We start from the raw sequence: 19953 nt of genomic DNA on the forward strand, positions 1-19953 counted from the left end.
GTGTCCTGGCCCTGGTGGGCCTCTCGTGCTGTCTCACCCGTTGCGTCGAACGGGGAGCCGCCGATTCGACACTCTCACCGGAGAGTTTTGGTGAAGCCTGCCTCACCCCGTATTCGGAGGCGCGCACCCGTGAGACGCGCGGCCGCGGCCGGAAGACTCGGGGTGACCGCCCGAGCACCGGGCCCCACACCATCTTCGTCACGGGGAGACCGCCATGCCCACCACGACCCGCCCGCTGCGTACCCTTGTCGCCCTCGCCGCGGGCTCGCTCGCGCTGGCCGCGGTGCTGCCCGCCGCAGCCTCGGCCGCTTCGACCACCTCAGGCGCCCAGTTGCCGCCGGTGAACCCCGCCGCCCTGCGGCAGTCCATCGCGGGGCTGCCGGACCAGGGGATCACCGCGGCCCTGGTGAGCGTCTCGGGATCGGGCGGGAGCTGGCGCGGTGCGTCCGGCACCGCGGACCTGGCCACGGGGCGGGCGGCGAGCCCGGACATGAGGTTCCGGATCGGCAGCGTCACCAAGGTCTTCACCGCCGTGGTGGTGCTGCAACTGGCCGCCGAGCACCGCGTCGACCTCGACACACCCGTGCAGCACTACCTGCCCGGTGTGCTGCCCGCGGACTTCCCGCCGATCACCGTGGCCGAGCTGCTCGACCACACCAGCGGCCTGCCCGGGGGCACGACCGACGACGGGGAGGACGATCCGGCCACCTTCGTACGGGAGCGGTTCGGGCACCCCACGCCCGCGCAGGTGGTGGCCGAGATGGCGGGTCAGCCGATGACCTTCGCGCCCGGCACCCAGCAGCAGTACAACGGCGAGAACTACTACCTGCTCGGCATGCTGGTGGAGAAGGTCACCGGCCGCTCGTACGCCACCGAGGTCACCGACCGCGTCCTGCGCCCGCTGCGGCTGCGCGACACCGAGGTGCCCGCCGCGACCGACTACCGAGTCGGGGGCCGCCACCTGCACGGCTACCTCGACGTCACCGAGAACGGTGTGACCACCCCGGCCGATGTCACCGAGCAGAGCCCGTACCCGTGGGCCGAGGGCGGGATGATCTCCTCGGCCCGCGATCTGCGCACCGTCCTCACCGCGGCGATGGACGGCCGGCTGCTGCCCGCCGCCCAGCGCGAGGACCTCTTCACCGCGCCCGATGTGCCGTACCACGACGCCACCCACTGCCAACTGGGCAACCCCGGCCGGGCCTGCTTCAGCATGGGCCTGATGAGCGCGACCATCGACGGGGTGACCGTCTGGGGCAAGACCGGCTCCCGCCCCGGTTACACCGACGGTGTCTTCGCCACCCGCGACCTGAGCCGCGTCCTGGTCTATGCCTTCACCCCGACCAGCGACTCGGACCCGTACACCGCGTTCATCCAGGGCATCGCCCAGGCCGCCCTGGCGGGTACGAACCCGAGTGCGGCCGGTCAGCGGCCGTCGGCCGGGTAGGCGATCCGGGCCGTGATGCGCGCGATGCGCTGCGCGGACTCCTCGGGGGGCGCGACCGGCGCGATGATGTGGCTGACCGTCAGGCGCACGATGGCCTCGACGGCCAGGCCGCGCGACTCGGCGTCCGCGTCGGGCCAGGCGTCGGCGGCGTAGGCGTCGAGCATCGCCGCGGCGGTGTCGAAGACGGGCTCGGGCCGGGTGGTCAGATAGGCGAGCAGATCGTCCTCGCCGCCGCGCTCGGCCAGCAGCACCGCCTTGATCAGCGGGTTGTCGGCGGCCTGCCGCAGGGTGTAGCCGACCCCGGCGGCCGCCGCGGCCCGCAGATCGTCACGGTGGGCGTCGAGTTCCCGCTGGATGCCGAGGAGGAAGCCCTCCAGCTCGCGCTCGACGAGGGCCTTGCCGATGGCCTCCTTCGACCCGAACTCGTTGTACAGGGTCTGGCGGCTGATCCCCGCGGCCCGGGCGATCGCGGCGAGCCGCAGCCCGCCCCAGCCCCCGGAGCCGACGAGATCGCGGGCGGCGTCGAGCACCCGCTCGCGGAGCAGGGACCGGACACTCTCACGGAAACGGGTCATCGTCTGCTCACTCTAGTCATCGCCCACTGCCCAAAGCATTGACGATTTGCCTTCGAGCTGTCTAACTACTGGACAGTAGGACGCAGAAGTGTCCACGACTCCTGGTGGGGACGGCTGCCCCGGGCCGCTGTCCAGGTCGCGAGGGCGAGGAGGCCCAGAGATGAGTGCGCGCACCGAACCCGACGCCGCGGCGACGGCGGAGGCGGCCTGGCGGGATCCCAAGCGCTATCTGTGGCTGATGGGCCTGGTGATCCCGTCCTTCCCCTTCATCGGCTGGGGGCTGGTGCGCGCCACCGGGTCCGGCCTGTTCTGGTGGACCGGCGTCCTCGTGCTCTACGCGGTCTTCCCGGTCATCGACCACCTCGTGGGCAAGGACTCCGCCAACGCCCCGGAGAGCGCGCTCGCCTGGCTGGAGCAGGACCGCTACTACCGCTGGTGCACCTTCCTCTACCTGCCCGTGCAGTACGCCGGACTCGTCGTCGGCTGCTGGCTGCTCACCCGCGGCGGCCTGGCCCTGCCGGACCGGGTGGGACTGACCATCACGCTCGGCGGCGTCGCCGGGATCGGCATCAACACCGCGCACGAACTGGGCCACAAGAAGGAGTCGGTGGAGCGCTGGCTGTCCCGGATCGCCCTCGCGCAGACCTGCTACGGGCACTTCTTCATCGAGCACAACCGCGGCCACCACGTACGGGTGGCCACCTTCGAGGACCCGGCCAGCGCCCGGCTCGGCGAGAGCTTCTGGCGGTTCCTGCCCCGTACCGTCCTGGGCAGCCTGACGTCCGCCTGGCGCCTGGAGGCGGCACGGCTGCGGCGCACCGGCGCGTCCCCCTGGTCGCCGCGGAACGACATCCTCAGCGCCTGGGCGATGTCGCTGGCCCTCTTCGCCGCGCTGACCGCCGCCTTCGGCCCCGGCGTCCTGCCCTACCTCGCCGCCCAGGCCGTCTTCGGCTTCTGCCTGCTGGAAGTCATCAACTACACCGAGCACTACGGCCTGTTGCGGCAGCGCACCGAGAGCGGACGGTACGAGCGCTGCGCCCCGCGGCACAGCTGGAACAGCGACAACGTCGCCTCCAACATCTTCCTCTACCACCTGCAGCGGCACAGCGACCACCACGCCAACCCCACCCGCCGCTACCAGGCCCTGCGGTGCTTCGAGGACGCCCCCGAACTCCCCACCGGATACGCCGGGATGATCGTGCTCGCCTACTTCCCGCCGCTGTGGCGCCGGGTGATGGACCCCCGCGTCCTCGCGCACTACGACGGCGACATCACACGGGCCAACATCCAGCCGTCCAAGCGCCGCGCCGTGCTGGCCCGTTACGGTGCCGCCGCGTGACCGGGCACCGGCACCGCTGCCCCGGTTGCGGCTACACCTACGACGAACGCGAGGGCCACCCCCGCGAGGGCTTCCCCGCCGGGACCCCCTGGAGCCGGGTGCCGGACGACTGGTGCTGTCCGGACTGCGGCGTTCGCGAGAAGATCGACTTCGAGCCCGAGGAGACCCGGTGACCCGGCCCGCGAGGAAATGGCAGTGCATGGTGTGCGGCTTCGTCTACGACGAGGCGGAGGGCTGGCCGGACGAGGGCATCGCCCCCGGCACCCGCTGGGAGGACATCCCCGACGACTGGTCCTGCCCCGACTGCGGCGCCGCCAAGGCCGACTTCGCGATGGCGGAGATCACCCATGCCTGAGCCGTACGTCATCACCACCCCGCGGACCTGCGGTGACATCCGGGACGACGTTACGATGGCGGTGAGCGGGGACGTGGGCGCGCTCGACTTCGGGCCCGTGACGGGAACGACCGCTCTCCCGGCGAATTCGGCACCGCGCGGAACGGCGTATCCGCCTTCGAGGAGGCGACCGGCCGATCTACACTGTGACGGTTTCCACACGCGCCAGGTCGCGTACATGATCACGCCGTCACGGGAGGCAGCCGACGGTCTCTGATCGTCCTGGGTGCGGCCCGGCGGAAGGTTGACGAGGTGGCGGACAGAGGTCGCAAGGCCAGACCGGTGCGCGCGTCCGGCAGGAGCCGGGTGCGGGTCCCCACCCGCCGCGACCGGCCGAGCGCCCCCGCAGCGAGTGCGCCGGTCACCGACCGGTGGCGGCTGGCCTGGCTCAACGAGGCGAGCAGCGCGATCGGCACCACCCTCGACCTGAAGCAGACCTCCCAGGAACTCGCCGCGTTCTGCGTCCCCGAGTTCGCCGACGCCGCCGCCGTCGACCTGCTGGAGTCGGTGCTCTCCGGCGAGGACGGGGTGCGCGAGATCCTCGCCGAGCGGCCGCGGATGCGGGCGATGGCCGTCGCCCAGGTGGACGGTCTGGTGCTGGAGCCCGATCCCGTGGGCGAGCCCGTCGAGCATCCCAATGTGGCGCTGTCCACGAAGCTGCTGACCACCCGGCGGCCCGTACTGACCCACATCACCTGCGACGAGGACTACGGCTGGGCCGCGCCCACGGCCAGCGCGGGCCGGGCGATGCGCGAGGCGGGCGTGCACAGCCTGCTCGCGGTGCCGCTGATCGCCCGCGGCGTGCTGCTGGGAACCGCGGACTTCCTGCGGGCGATGAACCCCGAGCCGTTCACCGAGGACGACGTCGCGATGGCGCTGGAACTGGCGTCCAAGGCGGCCGTCTTCATCGACAACGCCCGGCTCTACGAACGCGAACGCGACAACGTGGTGGCGCTGCAGCGCGCCATGCTCCCGCGGCGCACTCCCGGCACACCGGGGCTGAAGGTCGAGTCGCGGTATCTGCCGTCGGCCGACCCGGCGGGTGTCGGCGGCGACTGGTTCGACGTCGTCGCGCTGCCCGGCGGGCGCACCGCGCTCGTGGTGGGCGACGTGATGGGGCACGGCCTGGCCGCGGCGGCGACGATGGGCCGGCTGCGGACCGTCGCCCGCACCCTGATGTCCCTGGACATCGCGCCGGACCGGGTGCTGGCCCGGCTCGACCTGGCCGCCCGTGACCTGGAGGAGGACCAGGTCGCGACCTGCCTGTGCGTGGTCTACGACCCCGCGGACGGCACCTGCACCATGACCAGCGCGGGACATCTGCCGCCGCTGCTCATCGCCTCCGACGGCTCGGCCGAGCACCTCTCGGTGCCGCCGGGCGCCCCGCTGGGCGCGGGTGTGATCCCGTACGAGGTCACCGTGCGGAAGGTCCCGGAGGGCGCGCGGGTGCTGCTGTACACCGACGGCCTGGTCAAGAACCGCACGGACGACATCGACGTGCAGATGGAGCGGCTGCGCGGGGCGGTGAAGGAGCTGCCGGCCTCGGGCTTCGGCGGGATCATGCCGGGACCGGGCGCGGCGGGGCCGGACTCCAACGGCCGTACGGCCAAGGGAGCGGGCGTCACCTCCGACGCGCGGTTCGACGACGCCGTCGTCCTCGCGGTGTCGGCCAGCCAGGAGGCGCCGGACATCAAGGTGTGGGACCTGGGCCGGGACGGGCGGGCCGCGGGCGAGGCCCGGCGGCTGGTGCGGGCCCAGCTCGACCGCTGGGGACTGGCCGACATGACGGACACCACGGAGCTGGTCGTCAGCGAGCTGGTCGGCAACGCGCTGCGGTACGCGGCGGGCCCCGGCCAGCTCCGGATGCTCCGGCACGAACGCCTGGTGGTCGAGATCTCCGACACCGGCCCCGACCTGCCGGAGATCGAGCACAGCACGCTCGACGACGAGGGCGGGCGCGGGCTCCAGCTCATCAACATGCTCTGCCGCCGCTGGGGCTCCTGCCGCACCTCCACGGGCAAGGTGGTGTGGGCGGAGCAGGACGTGCCGGACTTCGCCACCTCCTGAGGGGCGCGTTCGTGAGAATCCCGGCGGTCACCTGCCGAAAAGGTGACGGCCCATGGCCGTGCCCTTGTCCTTGTCCGGCAGGGCGTCACCTGTCAGACTGGTGATGTGGAACATGTCTTCATCAGTGGCAACCCGGCGCTCGATCTCGCGGCGACGCTGCGCTCGCGGCGGTCGGCGCGCGTCGACGTGCTCGACTCGCCCCAGCAGCTCGACGCCTGGTATCTGAAGTCCGGGATCGTGGACGTCCTCTCCGCCTGCCGCGCGGCCGATGTGACCAGGGCGGTGGAGGTGCGCGAGGCCATCTACACGCTGGTCACCGCCCGGGTCGCCGGGGACGGCTACGACCGGGCGGCCCTCGCGCTGCTCAACGACGCGGCGCGGACCCCGCCCGCGACCCCGCGGCTCACTCCCGACGGCCGCTGGGTCGAGGCGACCCCCGCCGAGGCGCTGTCCACCGTGGCGCGGCACGCCATCGAGCTGCTCAGCGGCCCGGACGTCCCGCTGATGAAGGAGTGTGCCAATCCCGAGTGCACCCGCGTCTACATCGACCGCTCGCGCGGCCGCCGCCGCGAGTGGTGCGGCATGGAGACCTGCGGCAACAAGATGAAGGCGGCCGCCTACCGGGCGCGCAAGCGGGACGCGGCCACGGTCGCCGCCCACTGACGCCACCCCTTCCACGGGAACGCGGGAACTGCCCTGTCGTGCGTACGTCACGACAGGGCAGTTCTGTGTCACCACCTTGACAGGTGACGCCGCTCCTGCGAGGATCGTCACCAGTTGAAAGGGTGATGCTCCGGGCCACCGGCAGAGCGCCCTGGCAGACCGAGGAAGCGATGAGATGACACGTACGCAGGAAGTCGCCGAGTCCGCGGAAGCCGCGCGTCGCGCCCGGTTCGGCACGCTGCCCGAGCGCATCCGTCCCGAGGACACGATCGAGGAGCGCCCGGCCACGGTCCCGGACCCGGCCCGCGACACCTACAACGCCGACGAATGGCTCGTGCGCTACGCCCTGTGAGCCCTTGTCGTACGGGGGCGCGGGCCCCGCGCGGGTCAGTCCGGGGAGCCGGGGCTGGCCGGGACCTCCCCGCCGTACCAGACCAGTTCGAAGGTCAGCTCGCTCAGCCGCCATCCGGCGGGGGTGCGGACGGCCGAGGCGTGGACGCGGCCGCCGATGGTGAAGTGGTCCCGCGGCTCGTCCCCGGGGTGGACGTGCGTGGCGAGTAACCGGCCCTGCGCCGTGGCCTCGTCGCCGTGCACGTAGACCAGGTGGTTCGAGGTCACGTGATGGGTGCGGGCCCACTTGAGCTTGGCGGCCCGCTGGAAGTCCGTCACCCCGGCCAGCCCCTTGTGGGCACCGATCACCGGGAAGGTCAGCACCAGGTCCTCGGTGAACAGGTCCCGGTACCACGCGTCGTCGCGCGGCTCGTCGGTCAGCGTGTCGAAACCGATGATGTAGCGGTCGATCAACTCGCTCACCTCGGCGCGGTCGACGAAGCGGCGGATGGCCGCGTCGGCGGGCAGGGCGATGAGTTCGTCACCGTACGTAGGCATGCGTCCTCTTTCTTGCGTGCGGGGGAGTCGGTGGTGCGGGGGAGAGCAACTGTCCGGTCTCACCGGGAGGGTTGGGCGGAGGTGCGGTCGAGCCCGGCCTCGGTGAGCGCCTCGGCGCGGTCGTCGGCGGGGGCGTCGTGACGGCGCTTCCCCGCGGGTCCCGCCCACCGCGCCAGCGCGCGGCGGACGGCCGCCGGGTCGGGCCGGTCGGACGCCCAGGCGACATAGCCGTCGGGGCGGATCAGTACGGCGGCGGGTTCGGCCGGCGCGACGGCGTCCGGGGAAGCGGCGTCCGGCGCGGCGGTGACCACGCGGTCCGACCAGTCCGCCGCGGCGCGAGCCAGCTCGGGGGAGCGGCCGAGCAGGACGAAACGCCCGGTGCGCAGTGCCTCCTTGACGCGCTCGTCCGGCCGGTGCCGCCAGAACTGCCCGGCCAGCCGGTGGCCGCCCTTCGGCCGCCGGTAGCTGATCGAGGTGCCGGAGATCGCGCTGCCCTCGCGGCGGCCGACCGCCCGGCCGAGCCCGCCGAGGTGACCGGCGAGCCAGATCATGAACTGCTGTGCCAGCCGGGTGCGTCCGCTCTGCGCCACCGCGGCGCGGACCAGCGCGCCCGATGTGCGCAGCACCTCCTTGCCGACCGGGTGGGTCTCGGCCTCGTAGCTGTCCAGCAGCGCGTCGCCGCCGTACCCGTGGACGGCCGCGGCCAGCTTCCAGCTCAGGTTGGCCGCGTCCTGCAACCCGATGTTCATGCCCATGCCGCCGGCCGGGGCGTGGACGTGCGCGGCGTCCCCCGCGAGGAACACCCGGCCCGCGCGGTAGTGCGGCGCCTGCCGCTCCTCGCTGTGGAAACGGGAGACCCACCGCGGGTCGTGCATACCGAAGTCGGAGCCGAGGACGTCGCGGGTGAGTCGGCGCAGCTCCTCGAAGTCCACGGCCTCGTCGGCGGAGTGCTGCGCGTGCCGGTTCCAGGCCAGCACCCGGTAGTAGCCGTCACCGAAGGGGCAGATGAAGGCGAAGCCGTGCGCGTTGGCGTCCACCGTCAGCAGGTCCGGCGGCGCCTCCTTCATCAGGACGTCACCGATGATCACCGAGCGCAGGATCGTGTCGCCCGGGAAGGGGATGCCGAGCAGGCCGCGTACGGTGCTGCGCACCCCGTCGGTGCCGACCGCGTACCGCGCGCGGTGGCTGACCTCTGTCCCGTCGCCGAGCCGCGCCCGGACGTCGACGCCCTCGGCGTCCTGGCGCAGCCCGGTCACCTCGGCGTGGTAGTCGATCTCCACGCCCAGCTTCACCGCCCGCGCTTCCAGCGCGCGCTCCACGTCGTACTGCGGCGACAGCAGCAGGAACGGATAGCGGGTGGGGAGGTGGGAGAAGTAGATGTCGAGTTCGCCGAAGAGCGGCAGGGTGTCCAACCGCGTGCCCGAGGTGAGGAGTTCCTCGGCGATTCCGCGGGTGTCCAGTTGCTCCAGCGTTCTGGCGTGGACGGTGAACGCGCGGGTGAAGTTGCTCAGATGCCTGCTGCGCCGTTCCAGGATCCGTACGCTCACCCCGGCGGCGGCGAGGTCACCGGCGAGCATCAGCCCCGTCGGTCCGCCACCGACCACCACTACGTCCGCGTCAGCGGCGGTACGTGGAGTCGGCGTGCGCGATGATGTCATGCGTATTCCTCCAAAGGGCAACTACTTGGGGGCCGCGTGATGGCGCGGCAAAGGTGGGACCCGCGACGACGGGTCTTTGACCCCGCGGTGGCGGGGAATGCCCGATCCGGGAGATCCGGTGCAATGGGCTGGATGACTCGCGCGAGTTCCCGCGCGCTGTGCATTCCGATGTCGGCAACGATGTCATCATGACCACGTCACCTTCGTGACCAGGGGTGATGTGGAGAAGTCGCCCCCGGAGGTCGGCTGACTGCCGACGGGCACGGCGAAATGCGGCGGAACGCCGAGGATGGTCGCCGTGCCGTATGGGCACACGTGTTTCCCGAAAACAGCGTGACACCGCGGTGACGGAATGGTCAATACCCCTGGGTGATATGTCCAGTTAACGCCCGCGAAACCTGGGAGGCGCGGGGAGCGCCGTAAAGAGGAAGCAAAAATTGGGGCTCAGATCGTATGGAGCGCATAGGAAAAATCCCGCCCAATCGTGCGTGGGCGGGAATTGGGGAGAGTGCCGCCGCGTTTCGGGCCGCACGCCTGTGCCGGGGGTCACGGACCGGCCCGGCAGCCGGTGCCCCGTCACATTCGCGCGCCCGGCTACGTCAGGGAGTTGACCGGTCCGAAGGGGCCGGCCGCGGGGCACGACCGCACCGCCGGACGAACGACACGAAGGAAGTCGCAGCGCGCATGAGGAACACCGGCTTCAAGAACGACATGACGATGATGTACGTGATGCACGACGCGCTCCGCCGCGAACTGCGGCATCTCACCCGGATCACCGCCGACCCGACCCGCGACCCCCGGGACGTGCTGCGTGGCGCCGTCGGCTGGGAGATGTTCACGCAATACCTGCACGTGCACCACGGCGCCGAGGACGACGTGCTCTGGCCCGCGATACGCCCGGCCGCCGCCGACCGCCCCGACGAACTGGCCGTGCTCGACGCGATGGACGCCGAACACGCCATGATCGACCCGGGACTGGCCGCCTTCGACGAGGCGGTGGCCGACCGCGACGCGGGACCCGAGCGCCTCGCCGCGATCGTCGCCCGCCTGGTCACCGGCCTCGGCGCCCACCTCGACCACGAGGAGAAGGAGGGCCTGGCCGTCGTCGACGCCCACGCCACCCCCGAACTGCTCCAGCGGTTCGGCGCCGAGCACGGCAAGCGGCTCGGCGCGGACGTCTCCCGCTACTTCCCCTGGCTCCTGGAGGACGCCTCCCCGGAGGACGTCGAGACCGCGCTGCGCCCGCTCCCCGAACCCGTCCGCCAGGCGTTCCACCAGCAGTGGCGGCCCGCCTTCGCCGCCCTCGACCGCTGGGGCACCAAGGCCGCCTGAGCCGCACACCCGGCGGCGGCCCCGCGGGTACGCCGGGGCCGCCGCCGATTGCCGGGCCGGGACGGCGGCCGCATCCTGGAGGCATGGCAGTCGGCGCACGGGATGCCGCGGACGCCGGGCCGATGCGCGGCTGGGCGGTGGCCCGGCCCGGCCCGATCGGGACCCGCCCGCTGGTGGCGGTGGTCCGCGAGGTGGCGGAGCCCGGGCCGCGCGAGCTGGTCGTACGGGTGGAGGCGTGCGGGGTCTGCCGTACGGATCTGCACCTGGCGGAAGGCGACCTGCGCCCGCACCGGGAGGCCACGATCCCCGGGCACGAGATCGTCGGGCGGGTCGTGGCGACCGGTGACGCGGCCATGCGCTTCCAGGTCGGCGACCGGGTGGGCGGGGCATGGCTGCGCCGTACCTGCGGGCAGTGCCGCTACTGCCGCCTCGGCCGGGAGAACCTCTGCCCCGACTCCCTCTACACCGGATGGGACGCCGACGGCGGCTTCGCCGAAGTGGCGCTGCTGCCCGAGGAGTTCGCCTACGCCCTGCCGCCCGGGCCGGACGCCGCGCTGCTGGCGCCGCTGCTGTGCGCCGGGATCATCGGATTCCGCGCGCTGCGGCGCAGCGCCCTGCCGCCGGGGCCGGGCGGAAGGCTCGGGATCTACGGTTTCGGCGCGTCCGCGCACCTCGCCGCACAGGTCGCGCTGGCCGAGGGCGCCACCGTCCACGTCCTCACCCGGTCGCAGCGCGCCCGCGAACTCGCCCTGGAGCTGGGCGCGTCGTCGGCGCGCGGCGCGTACGACCCGCCACCGGAGCCGCTCGACTCGGCGGTACTCTTCGCGCCCGTCGGCGACTTGGTGCCGGTCGCCCTGGCCGCACTCGACCGGGGCGGCACCCTCGCCGTCGCCGGAATCCACCTCAGCGACATCCCGGTGCTCGACTACCAGCGGCACCTGTTCCAGGAGCGCGATCTGCGCAGCGTCACCTCCAACACCCGTGCCGACGGACGGGAGTTCCTGGAGACCGCGGACCGTATCGGCCTGCGCGCGACCGTCAGCAGATACCCGCTGGACCGGGCCGTCGACGCGCTCGCGGACCTCGCGGCCGACCGGGTCAACGGGGCGGCGGTGCTGGTCGCGGAGTGACGCGCGCGGCGACCGGACGAACGGGTCGAGCCGGGTGAAGCCGGGCCGGGGAAAATCGGTGCATAACCGATGTGCGGGGGAGCTATCGCCCGCGGCCGGGAAGTGCTGCAATCGCGGGAGGGGGCACAGGGCACGGCCGGACGCGGTCCGCCCCGCGCGCGTGCCAGGCAGCCAATGCCACCAGGGGTAGGGGGATGTCATGACGTCCGTATTCCGCAGCGACTCTTCCGGGAGCGGGACCGGAGCCGACAGCAGGGGCAGAGCCGGCGCCGGGGCCGTGTCGCGCCCGCGCCTCGTCTTCGGCGCCGCGCTCGCGGCGGCCCTGCTGGTGGCCTGCTCGGGCGGCGGTTCCGCGGCGACCGCGGCGACCACCGCGCCGAGCCGCACCACGGCCGGTACGAGCGGCGGCGGTCAGGCGACGGCGAGCGCCACGACGGCCGCCACCGCCACCTCCGCGCCCGCCGCGGCCACGACGACCGTCCACACCGCCGTCTACTTCCTGCACAGCGGCAAGGTGTCCCCGGCCGCCCGTACGGTCACGGCGCCGCAGACCGCCGCGGGTGCGCTGCGGGCGCTGCTGGCCGGTCCCGACGCGTACGAACGGGCACACGGCCGGACCACGGCGATCCCGTCGGGCACGACCCTGCGCTCGGTGGCCGTGCGCTCCCGGGTGGCCACCGTGGACCTGTCGGGACGGTACGACGACGGCGCGAGCGGTGCCTCGGCGCGGGCGCGGCTGGCCCAAGTGGTCTTCACCGTCACCCGGTTCACCGGGATCGACACGGTGCGGTTCGCGCTGGACGGCAGGCTGGTGACGGTCTTCGGCAGCGCGCACATCGCCGTCGCGCATCCCGTCGGCCGCGCCGACTTCGAGGCGCAGTCCCCGGCCGTCCTGGTCGAGTCGCCCCTGCTCGGCGACACCGTCACCGTAGGGTCGCCGCTACGGGTCCGGGGCACGGCCGACACCTTCGAGGCCGTCTTCCGGCTGCGCCTGACCGACCGCACCGGCCGGGTCGCCGCCGACGTCCGGGTCAAGGCCACCTCGGGCACGGGCACCCGCGGCACCTTCGACGTCACCGTGCCGCTCCACGCCCCTGTCGCGACCGGTCCCGGCACGCTGACCGCCTACGTCGTCTCGCCGGAGGACGGCCACCGGGTGACGGTCGAGACGGTGCCGGTGACCTGGGGACGGTGAGGGCCGGAAGCGTACGCGGGGCGGGGGATCAGACCCGCACCGCGCAGTAGACGTCACCGATCAGCTGGCGCGGTGCGGCGAACTCGGCCTGGGTGCCCTTGGGACACGGGATGCTCTTGGCGCCCTTGACGATCGTCTGGGTGCCCATGCCGATCACCTGGTAGTTCGGCGCGGCATAACCCGTGGCGGAGCAGGCCGTCTCGACGGTGGAGGTGGCGGAGCCGGTCGTCAGCGACATCACGTTCTTGTGCTCCACCAGGCAGTCGCCCTTGACGATGTTCGGGCCGCCGCCCTGGCCGGGGTCACCGGGGTGCGGCGCGCCGAGATTGCGCAGGCACAGCGCGGCGTACTCCAGCTTGCTCGCGTTCTTGCCCGTGCCGAGCCGGGTGACCTGCACCAGCTTGTCGGCCGTCTCCGACGCCTTCGGGCAGGACGTCACCGCGACGAGGTCGAACGGCTCGCGGGACAGCACCTTCGCCACCGCCAGCGGGCTGCTGCAGTCGACCTGGGTGGGGTTGGTGGAGCCGGTCGTGTCCGTCGGGTCCTCGGCCACACAACTCCCCTTGGGGAACGACGCGTTGGTCAGCGGCGCTTCGGTGGTCGGCGGTGCCACCGGCGTGGTGACCACGGTGCTCGGCTCCGGCGCGGCCGTCGCACTCATGGACGGCGCGGAGACCGACACGCTCGGGCTGTCGGGAGCCGGATCCGCCTTGTCCTTCGACGACCCGCAGGCCGCGAGCGCGGCCCCGGACAGCACGCACAGTACGGCTGTCGCCGCCACCCGCCCTCGCGCACCCGCCCGTTTCCCGCGAGCGGACATCCCGGAACGCACACGCCGCATGGCTTCCCCCCACAGAATGCTTCCGTCAGTCACTGACACAGCGTCGGGCAAAGGCTACGGGGTGGGTCGGCCCCGGGCAAAGCATGGCAGGCCGGGGCGGTCCGGGAGGAGTACGGCCGGAAGAGCCCCCGCCGGGCGGAACTGGATAGGGTACGCAGGAACCCCGGCCGGGGGGCCGGACCTGGTGCCATCACCGGACGGGGAGGACGCATCGTGGACGACGCCAACACGCGGGACAGCACTCGGGACACGCGGGACACCGCTCAGGACACGCCGGCCGTGCGCTCGTCCGTACGGTCCGTCGTCGTGCACTCCTCGGGCGCGGTCTGCACCCGCCGCGCCACGGTCACCCCGCGGCTGCGGGACGGCGCCGCCACCGTACGGTTCGAGGGTCTGCCGCCGACGCTGTACGAGCACTCGGTACGCGGCGCCGTGGTGTCCGGGCCCGCGGGGCTGCGGGTGACGGACGTCCGCCTCGACCTCGGGGCGACCCTCCGGCGCGGCGACGAACTGCCCTCGCTGCGGCTGGACTTGGAGGACGCCGAGGACCGCAGGTCGCGGCTGGCCGATCGCCGCGACCGGCTGGCGGCCGAGATCGCCGAGGTCGCCGGATTCCGCGCGGAGCCGCTCGCGCCGCGCCGGGGCGATCCGCCGCGCTGGGCGCCGGTGGAGTCGATCCTCGCGCTGGCCGGTTTCGTCGACTCGCGGCTCGGCGTGCTGCACCAGCGGCTCGGCGCGGTCGAGGAGGAACTGGCCACGGCCGAGCACGACCTCTCCGCCCTGCGGCACCGGCTGGACCAGGCGTCCAGCGCGGTGAACACCGACCGGGCGGAGCCGACGGCCGCCGCCGTACTGACCCTGGCACTCGACGAGCCCGACACGCGCGAAGAAGTCGCGCCGGGCGACACCGGCAGTGACGCCGACCCCGAACCCGACTCCGTAGAACCCGAGTGGGAGCTGGAGTTGGAGTACCACGTCCCCGGCGCCACCTGGGCGCCCGTCTACCAACTGCGCCTCGACGGCCGCAGCGGCGCCGGGACGCTCGTGCTGCGGGCCAGCGTCGCGCAGCGCACCGGGGAGGACTGGACGGGGGTCGGCCTCGGCCTGTCGACGGCCGATCTGCTGCGCCGCTCCGACCTGCCGGAGCTGCGCTCGCTGCGGATCGGCCGCAGCCAGGAGGCACCGGCCGCCGTGAGCTGGCGTGAACCCCCGGCCGGGCTCGAGGAGTTGTTCGCCGGATACGACGCGGCGCTGCCGCCCGCGGACTTCGCCCTGAGCGCCGGCGGAGCGCCGCTCCCGCCCCCGGCGCCCGGCGGCGCCGCGAGGGACCAGCAGCCGGGCTACGGCGCCGCGTTCGCCGGTTCCGCGGACGCCGACGCGCCGGCGATGCGGCGGCCGATGGCCAAGAAGCCCGCCCTGCCCCAGGCGCTCTCCGCGTCGATGCCCGCCGCGGCGCCGGCCGCACCCGGCGGCGCACCCGGGCCCGAGGCGTCCCGGTCGCGCTCCGCCACGCGGTCCTTCGGGGCCATGGCCCCCGCCGCCGAGCCCGCGCTCCCGCCCGCGGACGCGGCACCCTCCGCACGGATGCTCGACTACAGCAGGCTGACGATGACAGGACCCGACGCCGGGCAGGGACGCGGCACTCTGCGCCCGGCACCGGCCACCGGGGCCGACGCCCTCGTCGCCGAGCACCGGCGGCGCGCCGAGGCGGTGACCCGGCTGGACCGCCCGGCGTACACGCGCGACGTGCGCGCGTCGGCGGGTTCCTTCGACTACCGCTTCGACACCACGGCCCCGGCGGACGTGGCGTCGGACGGCCAGTGGCACATCGTGCCGGTCAGCGAGGTGCCGGTCAGCACCGAGTTCGCGTACGTCTGCGTCCCGGCGGTGGACCAGTCGGTCTTCGGCACCGTCCTGGTCACCAACGCCTCCGCGCACGCGCTGCTCACCGGACCCGTCGACGTGATGGTGGACGGCGACTTCGTCCTCACCGCCGCGCTGCCGACCCTGGCTCCCGGCCAGCGACAGGCCGTCGGACTCGGTGTCGCCGAGAGCGTACGGGTGGCGCGGCGGACGCACATGCGGGAGTCGAGCGCCGGGCTGCGCGGCGGTACGACGGTCCTCGACCACTCCGTGGAGGTCGAGTTGGCCAACCGCCTCCCGTACCCCGTGGTCGTCGAGGTGCGCGAGCGGGTGCCGGTGTCGGACGACAAGGACGTACGCATCGAGGAGCGCCGGGCGCAGCCGCCCTGGACGGAACCCGACCGGCCGCTCGACGGCCAGGACGGCTCGTACACCCGGGGTGCGCGCGTGTGGCGCGTCGCGCTGGAGCCCGGCAGGACCACGACGCTCACCGCCGGCTTCGACATCCGCCTGCCGGCGGGCAAGGCGGTCGTCGGCGGAAACAGGAGGGACTGACCCATGGCTGCCGACACACCCTCCGCCCCCGCGGTGCCGGACGACGCCGGGGACCTGCTCGCGCTGCCCATCACCGCGGTCACCTGCATGGAGGATCGCGCCCAGGTCGAGCGCGCGGGCACCGTACAACTCGACGCGGGCGTACGGCGGTTGCGCGTCGGCCCGGTCACCCCGCTGGTGGTGGACCGCTCGCTCCGGGCGGAGTTCACCCTCACCGGGGCCGACGAGGGCGACGGCACCGAAGGAGCCGCCCCGCGTGTCGTCGACGCCCGCGTGGTGCGCACCTACACGGCCCCGCCGCCCGGCGAACCGGGCGAGGACGCGTCCGTACTGCGCCGTGAGGCACACCAGTTGGAACGCGAGATCCACGACGCGCGGCTCCAGCAGCAGCGGTTGGAGAGCACCCTCGCCGTCATCGGCCAGGCCAAGACCGATCTGCACCGCGACATCGTGCAGGGCGCGGGCGGCGGCGACGCCGACCCCGAGCGGTGGGCCGACCGGCTGGACCGGGTCGACCAGGAGGCGGAGCCGCGGATCGAGGAACTGCACCGGCTGCGGCGGCGGTTGCACGACCTCGACGAGGAACTGGCCGAGGTCCGGCAGACCCTGACGCGGGTGGAGAGCGAACCGCACACGCTGACCGCGTTCGTCGACCTGGTGGTCGAGGCGCCGCAGGCCGGACAGGCCCGGCTGCGGGTGGTCCACCTGGTGCCGTGCGCCCTGTGGCGGCCCGCCTACCGGGCAACTCTCGGCGCCGACCGGGAGTCCGTCCTGCTGGAGTCCGACGCCTACGTCTGGCAGGACACGGGCGAGGACTGGACGGCGGTGGCGCTGTCGCTGTCGACCGCCCGGCCGACCCTGGCCGCCAGCCCGCCGGTGCTCACCGACGACGTACTCGTCCTGCGGGACCGCTCCGCCGAGGAGCGGCGCACGGTCGAGGTGAACATCCGCGAGGAGGAGATCCGCGGCGTCGGCGACGACTCGCCCGCCGCCGACGGCGCCGCCCCGCTGCCCGGTCTGCACGACGGCGGCGCGGTACGGGTACTGACGGCGCCCCGGCCGGTCAGCGTCCCCTCGGACCGGCGGCCGCACCGGGTGCGTCTGTCGTCCTTCACCGCCCCGTGCCGCGCGGAGAACACCTGCGCCCCCGAGCTGTCACCGCTCGTGGTGACCACCGCCCGCTTCACCAACGCGTCCGGCCATGTGCTGCTCGCCGGTCCGGTGGACCTGGTGCGCGGCGCCGGTTTCGTCGGCCGCGGAGAGCTGGCCTTCGCCGGTCTCGGGCAGGAGGTGCGGCTGGCGTTCGGCAGCGAGGACACCTTCCGGGTGGTGCGCCACGTGGAGGAGCGCCGCGACACCGCGGGACTCGCCGGGATCAACCAGCGCACGGTGATCACCCGCCGTGTGCGGCTCTTCGTCTCCCGCCTCGACGCGCCGGAGGGCGGCGACGCGCGCGAGGTGGTGGTCCGTGAGCGCGTGCCGGTCTCCGAGGTCTCGGCCGTCGAGATCCGGCTGCGCGGCGACGACTCGCGCCCCGCGCCCGACGAGGTCGACGCCGAGGGCCTGGTCCGCTACACCCTGCGTCTGGGCCCCGGCGACCGGCGCGAGATCGACCTCGTCTTCGACGTCACCGCGTCGAGCGCCGTCACCGGCATCTGAGCGCTCTCCGTAGCGTCTGAGGACCGTCCGTCACCCGGACGGCCGATTGGACACGTGCCCTATTGGGTGTTATTGCCCCTCGGTGAGACGATTGTGATGTACGTCTGTGATGTACGTCACCTTCGGCCGAGGAGTGTGGACCATGGGCGTCTCAGAAGCGACCCCTGTCGCCGATGCCGGCAAACCCGGACTACGGCGTGAAGTCGGCTTCATCGGCCTGATCTGGGCCTCCGAGGGCTCGATCATCGGCTCGGGCTGGTTGTTCGGCGCCCAGGGGGCGCTGTCGGTAGCAGGACCCGCGGCGATCATCTCGTGGGGGATCGGTGGTCTCGCGATCCTGATCCTGGCGCTGGTGCACGCCGAGCTCGGCGGTATGTACCCGGTCTCCGGCGGCACCGCGCGCTTCCCGCACTACGCCTTCGGCGGCGCGGCGGGAGCGTCGTTCGGCTGGTTCTCCTGGCTGCAGGCCGCCACCGTGGCACCCATCGAGGTGCTGGCGATGATCACCTACGGCACCCACTACTCCTGGGCGAGCGGCTGGGAGAAGATCCAGGGCGGCGAGCACGTCCTCACGGGCGCCGGTATCGCCGTCGCGATCGGCCTGATGGCGGTCATCACGGCGATCAACTTCCTCAGCATCCGGCTGCTGGCCCGTACCAACAGCGCCGCGACCTGGTGGAAGGTCGGCATCCCGCTGCTGACGATCTTCGTCTTCGCCATCGCCACCTTCCACACCAGCAACTTCACGGCCGCCGACGGCTTCAACCCGGACGGGGCGAAGGGCATCCTGTCCGCGGTCTCCACCAGCGGCATCATCTTCGCGCTGCTGGGCTTCGAGCAGGCCGACCAGCTCGCGGGCGAGAGCAAGAACCCCAGGCGGGACATCCCGCGCGCGGTGATCGGCTCCATCGTGATCGGCATCATCATCTACGTCCTGCTGCAGATCGTGTTCCTGGCCGCGCTGCCCGCCTCGCAGATCGGCAGTCACTGGGCCACCTCCGCCTTCAACGACCTCAGCGGACCGTTCGCCCAGGTCGCGACGCTGATCAGCCTCGGCTGGCTGGCCACGATCCTCTATCTGGACGCGGTGATCTCCCCCGCGGGCACCGGTCTGATCTACATCACCGGTTCCTCGCGGGTGTCCTACGGCCTCAGCCGCAACGGCTACGTGCCGTCGGCCTTCGAGAAGACCAACGACCGCGGCGTCCCGTGGGTCGGTCTGATCACCGCCTTCGTGATCGGCTGCATCTGCTTCCTGCCGTTCCCGAGCTGGCGCTCCCTGGTCGGCCTGATCACCAGCGCCAGCGTGCTGATGTACGCCGGCGCGCCACTGTCCTTCGGCGTCTTCCGCAACCGGCTCCCAGAGGCCCAACGGCCGTACCGGCTGTTCGGCGGCAGCTGGATGTCGCCGCTGGCCTTCGTCGTCGCCAACCTGCTGATCCTCTGGTCGGGGTGGACCACCGACTGGAAGCTGGGCGTGGCGATCCTCATCGGCTACGTCATCCTGATCGCCAACCGGGTGTTCAAGATGAACCCGATCACCCCGCAGCTCGACCTGCGCGCCGCGCAGTGGCTGCCGGTCTACCTGGTCGGAATGGGCCTGATCGTCTACCTCAGCGACTTCGGCCCGCTCAAGCACCCGTGGTTCCCGCTGTGGTGGGACATGCTCGCCGTCGCGGTGTTCAGCCTGGTGATCTACTACTGGGCGATGGCGGTGGCCCTGCCGAGGGAGCAGATCCAGCACATGATCGACCAGGTCGTCCTCCCCGAAGAGGAAGGCATCCACTGACGCGCGGACACGGTGGGAGGGTGAGCGCGGCACGGCGGTCCGACGAGGAGGGCGGCGGGTCGCCGTCGTCCCCGCGGGAGAAGTCGCCGTCGTCCCCGCCGGAGAAGGAGCTGCACCCCGTCACCCGGGCGGCGCTGGCCGTCGCGGGCGGGGCCCTGCTCCTGGTGGGCGTGGCGCTGCTGGTACTCCCCGGGCCCGGCATGCTGCTGGTGCTCGGCGGTCTGGTCGTCCTGTCGCGGGCCGTCCCCGCGGTGGCCCGCTTCGAGGAGCCGGTACGGGTTCGCGCGATGCAGGCCGTCGAGGCGAGCGTCGCCTCCCGCTGGCGTATCGCCGGTTCCGTCCTGGCGGGGCTCGCCCTCATCGCCGCGGGAGTCGTCGCGGGCGCCCGTCTGGTGCCGGGCCTGCCCTTCTCCGGCTGGAGCACCGGCTCCAGCCTGATCCTCTCCGGCTGCCTGCTCCTCGGCCTGCTGGTCTGGAGCCACCGCCGGGTCCACGGCGGTGGCTCCACGACAGAGGACCGGACCTGACGCGACCGGACCGGCCATCAGGGTCCTGGAG

18 protein-coding genes are annotated in these 19953 nt (G+C 72.9%); 14 read left to right on the forward strand and 4 right to left on the reverse strand.

All coding sequences use genetic code 11. The features are described from left to right. Window positions 1-214: 214 nt before the first annotated feature. A complete protein-coding gene (locus AB0M29_RS32005; protein ID WP_365389033.1) occupies window positions 215-1447 on the forward strand; it encodes a serine hydrolase domain-containing protein in 1233 nt (410 codons plus the stop codon). Here the strand turns inward: AB0M29_RS32005 and AB0M29_RS32010 are convergent. Beyond that, window positions 1426-2022, reverse strand: a complete 597-nt coding sequence (locus tag AB0M29_RS32010; protein WP_365389035.1) for a TetR family transcriptional regulator — start codon at window positions 2020-2022, stop codon at window positions 1426-1428. The genes AB0M29_RS32005 and AB0M29_RS32010 overlap by 22 nt on opposite strands. Window positions 2023-2182: 160 nt before the next feature. On the opposite strand from AB0M29_RS32010, the gene AB0M29_RS32015 reads away from it, so the two are divergent. The 6 genes from AB0M29_RS32015 (at window position 2183) to AB0M29_RS32040 (ending at window position 6837) form a co-directional block, all read left to right on the forward strand. After that, on the forward strand, window positions 2183-3361 hold the full coding sequence (locus AB0M29_RS32015; protein WP_365389037.1) for an alkane 1-monooxygenase: 1179 nt from the start codon (window positions 2183-2185) through the stop codon (window positions 3359-3361). Then, on the forward strand, window positions 3358-3534 hold the full coding sequence (locus AB0M29_RS32020; protein WP_365389038.1) for a rubredoxin: 177 nt from the start codon (window positions 3358-3360) through the stop codon (window positions 3532-3534). Before AB0M29_RS32015 ends, AB0M29_RS32020 begins: the two co-directional genes overlap by 4 nt. A 26-nt stretch (window positions 3535-3560) precedes the next feature. Continuing rightward, a complete protein-coding gene (locus tag AB0M29_RS32025; RefSeq protein WP_365389084.1) occupies window positions 3561-3716 on the forward strand; it encodes a rubredoxin in 156 nt (51 codons plus the stop codon). 291 nt (window positions 3717-4007) lie between these two features. Further along, window positions 4008-5822 carry a SpoIIE family protein phosphatase gene (locus AB0M29_RS32030; protein ID WP_365389040.1) on the forward strand — a complete coding sequence of 605 codons (1815 nt, stop codon included), beginning with the start codon at window positions 4008-4010 and terminating at the stop codon, window positions 5820-5822. A gap of 105 nt (window positions 5823-5927) precedes the next feature. After that, window positions 5928-6485, forward strand: coding sequence for an ABATE domain-containing protein (locus AB0M29_RS32035; protein WP_365389041.1), 558 nt, complete (start codon window positions 5928-5930; stop codon window positions 6483-6485). A 175-nt stretch (window positions 6486-6660) separates the two neighbouring features. Further along, the gene (locus tag AB0M29_RS32040; protein WP_365389043.1) at window positions 6661-6837 is read left to right on the forward strand and encodes a hypothetical protein; all 177 of its coding nucleotides are present in this window, start codon (window positions 6661-6663) and stop codon (window positions 6835-6837) included. Between the two features lie 35 nt (window positions 6838-6872). Here the strand turns inward: AB0M29_RS32040 and AB0M29_RS32045 are convergent, their stop codons facing one another. Together AB0M29_RS32045 and AB0M29_RS32050 are read right to left on the reverse strand one after the other, a co-directional pair. Beyond that, complete coding sequence (locus AB0M29_RS32045) at window positions 6873-7373, reverse strand: nuclear transport factor 2 family protein (RefSeq protein ID WP_365389044.1); 501 nt, start codon at window positions 7371-7373, stop codon at window positions 6873-6875. A gap of 59 nt (window positions 7374-7432) precedes the next feature. Further along, on the reverse strand, window positions 7433-9031 hold the full coding sequence (locus tag AB0M29_RS32050) for an FAD-dependent monooxygenase (protein ID WP_365389045.1): 1599 nt from the start codon (window positions 9029-9031) through the stop codon (window positions 7433-7435). Window positions 9032-9715: 684 nt separating this feature from the next. Between AB0M29_RS32050 and AB0M29_RS32055 the strand changes: the two genes are divergently transcribed. From AB0M29_RS32055 to AB0M29_RS32065, 3 genes are all read left to right on the forward strand, one after another. Continuing rightward, on the forward strand, window positions 9716-10363 hold the full coding sequence (locus AB0M29_RS32055) for a hemerythrin domain-containing protein (RefSeq protein ID WP_365389047.1): 648 nt from the start codon (window positions 9716-9718) through the stop codon (window positions 10361-10363). A gap of 122 nt (window positions 10364-10485) precedes the next feature. Further along, a complete protein-coding gene (locus AB0M29_RS32060; RefSeq protein WP_365389086.1) occupies window positions 10486-11493 on the forward strand; it encodes a zinc-binding alcohol dehydrogenase family protein in 1008 nt (335 codons plus the stop codon). A 277-nt stretch (window positions 11494-11770) separates the two neighbouring features. Next, the gene (locus AB0M29_RS32065; protein WP_365389049.1) at window positions 11771-12688 is read left to right on the forward strand and encodes a Gmad2 immunoglobulin-like domain-containing protein; all 918 of its coding nucleotides are present in this window, start codon (window positions 11771-11773) and stop codon (window positions 12686-12688) included. A gap of 28 nt (window positions 12689-12716) precedes the next feature. Here the strand turns inward: AB0M29_RS32065 and AB0M29_RS32070 are convergent, their stop codons facing one another. Next, window positions 12717-13469: a hypothetical protein gene (locus tag AB0M29_RS32070; protein ID WP_365389052.1), complete on the reverse strand. Its 753-nt coding sequence runs from the start codon at window positions 13467-13469 to the stop codon at window positions 12717-12719. A 273-nt stretch (window positions 13470-13742) separates the two neighbouring features. On the opposite strand from AB0M29_RS32070, the gene AB0M29_RS32075 reads away from it, so the two are divergent. From AB0M29_RS32075 to AB0M29_RS32090, 4 genes are all read left to right on the forward strand, one after another. After that, window positions 13743-15947 carry a DUF4139 domain-containing protein gene (locus AB0M29_RS32075; RefSeq protein WP_365389054.1) on the forward strand — a complete coding sequence of 735 codons (2205 nt, stop codon included), beginning with the start codon at window positions 13743-13745 and terminating at the stop codon, window positions 15945-15947. A 3-nt stretch (window positions 15948-15950) separates the two neighbouring features. Next, entirely contained in the window at window positions 15951-17606 is a 1656-nt protein-coding gene (locus AB0M29_RS32080; RefSeq protein WP_365389056.1) for a mucoidy inhibitor MuiA family protein, read from the forward strand. A gap of 142 nt (window positions 17607-17748) precedes the next feature. Then, on the forward strand, window positions 17749-19395 hold the full coding sequence (locus AB0M29_RS32085; protein WP_365389058.1) for an APC family permease: 1647 nt from the start codon (window positions 17749-17751) through the stop codon (window positions 19393-19395). A 110-nt stretch (window positions 19396-19505) separates the two neighbouring features. Then, window positions 19506-19922 carry a PGPGW domain-containing protein gene (locus AB0M29_RS32090; protein WP_365389088.1) on the forward strand — a complete coding sequence of 139 codons (417 nt, stop codon included), beginning with the start codon at window positions 19506-19508 and terminating at the stop codon, window positions 19920-19922. The last annotated feature ends 31 nt before the right edge of the window (window positions 19923-19953 follow it).

The organism is Streptomyces sp. NPDC051976, assembly GCF_040680795.1.
In the GTDB taxonomy this organism is placed as follows: domain Bacteria; phylum Actinomycetota; class Actinomycetes; order Streptomycetales; family Streptomycetaceae; genus Actinacidiphila.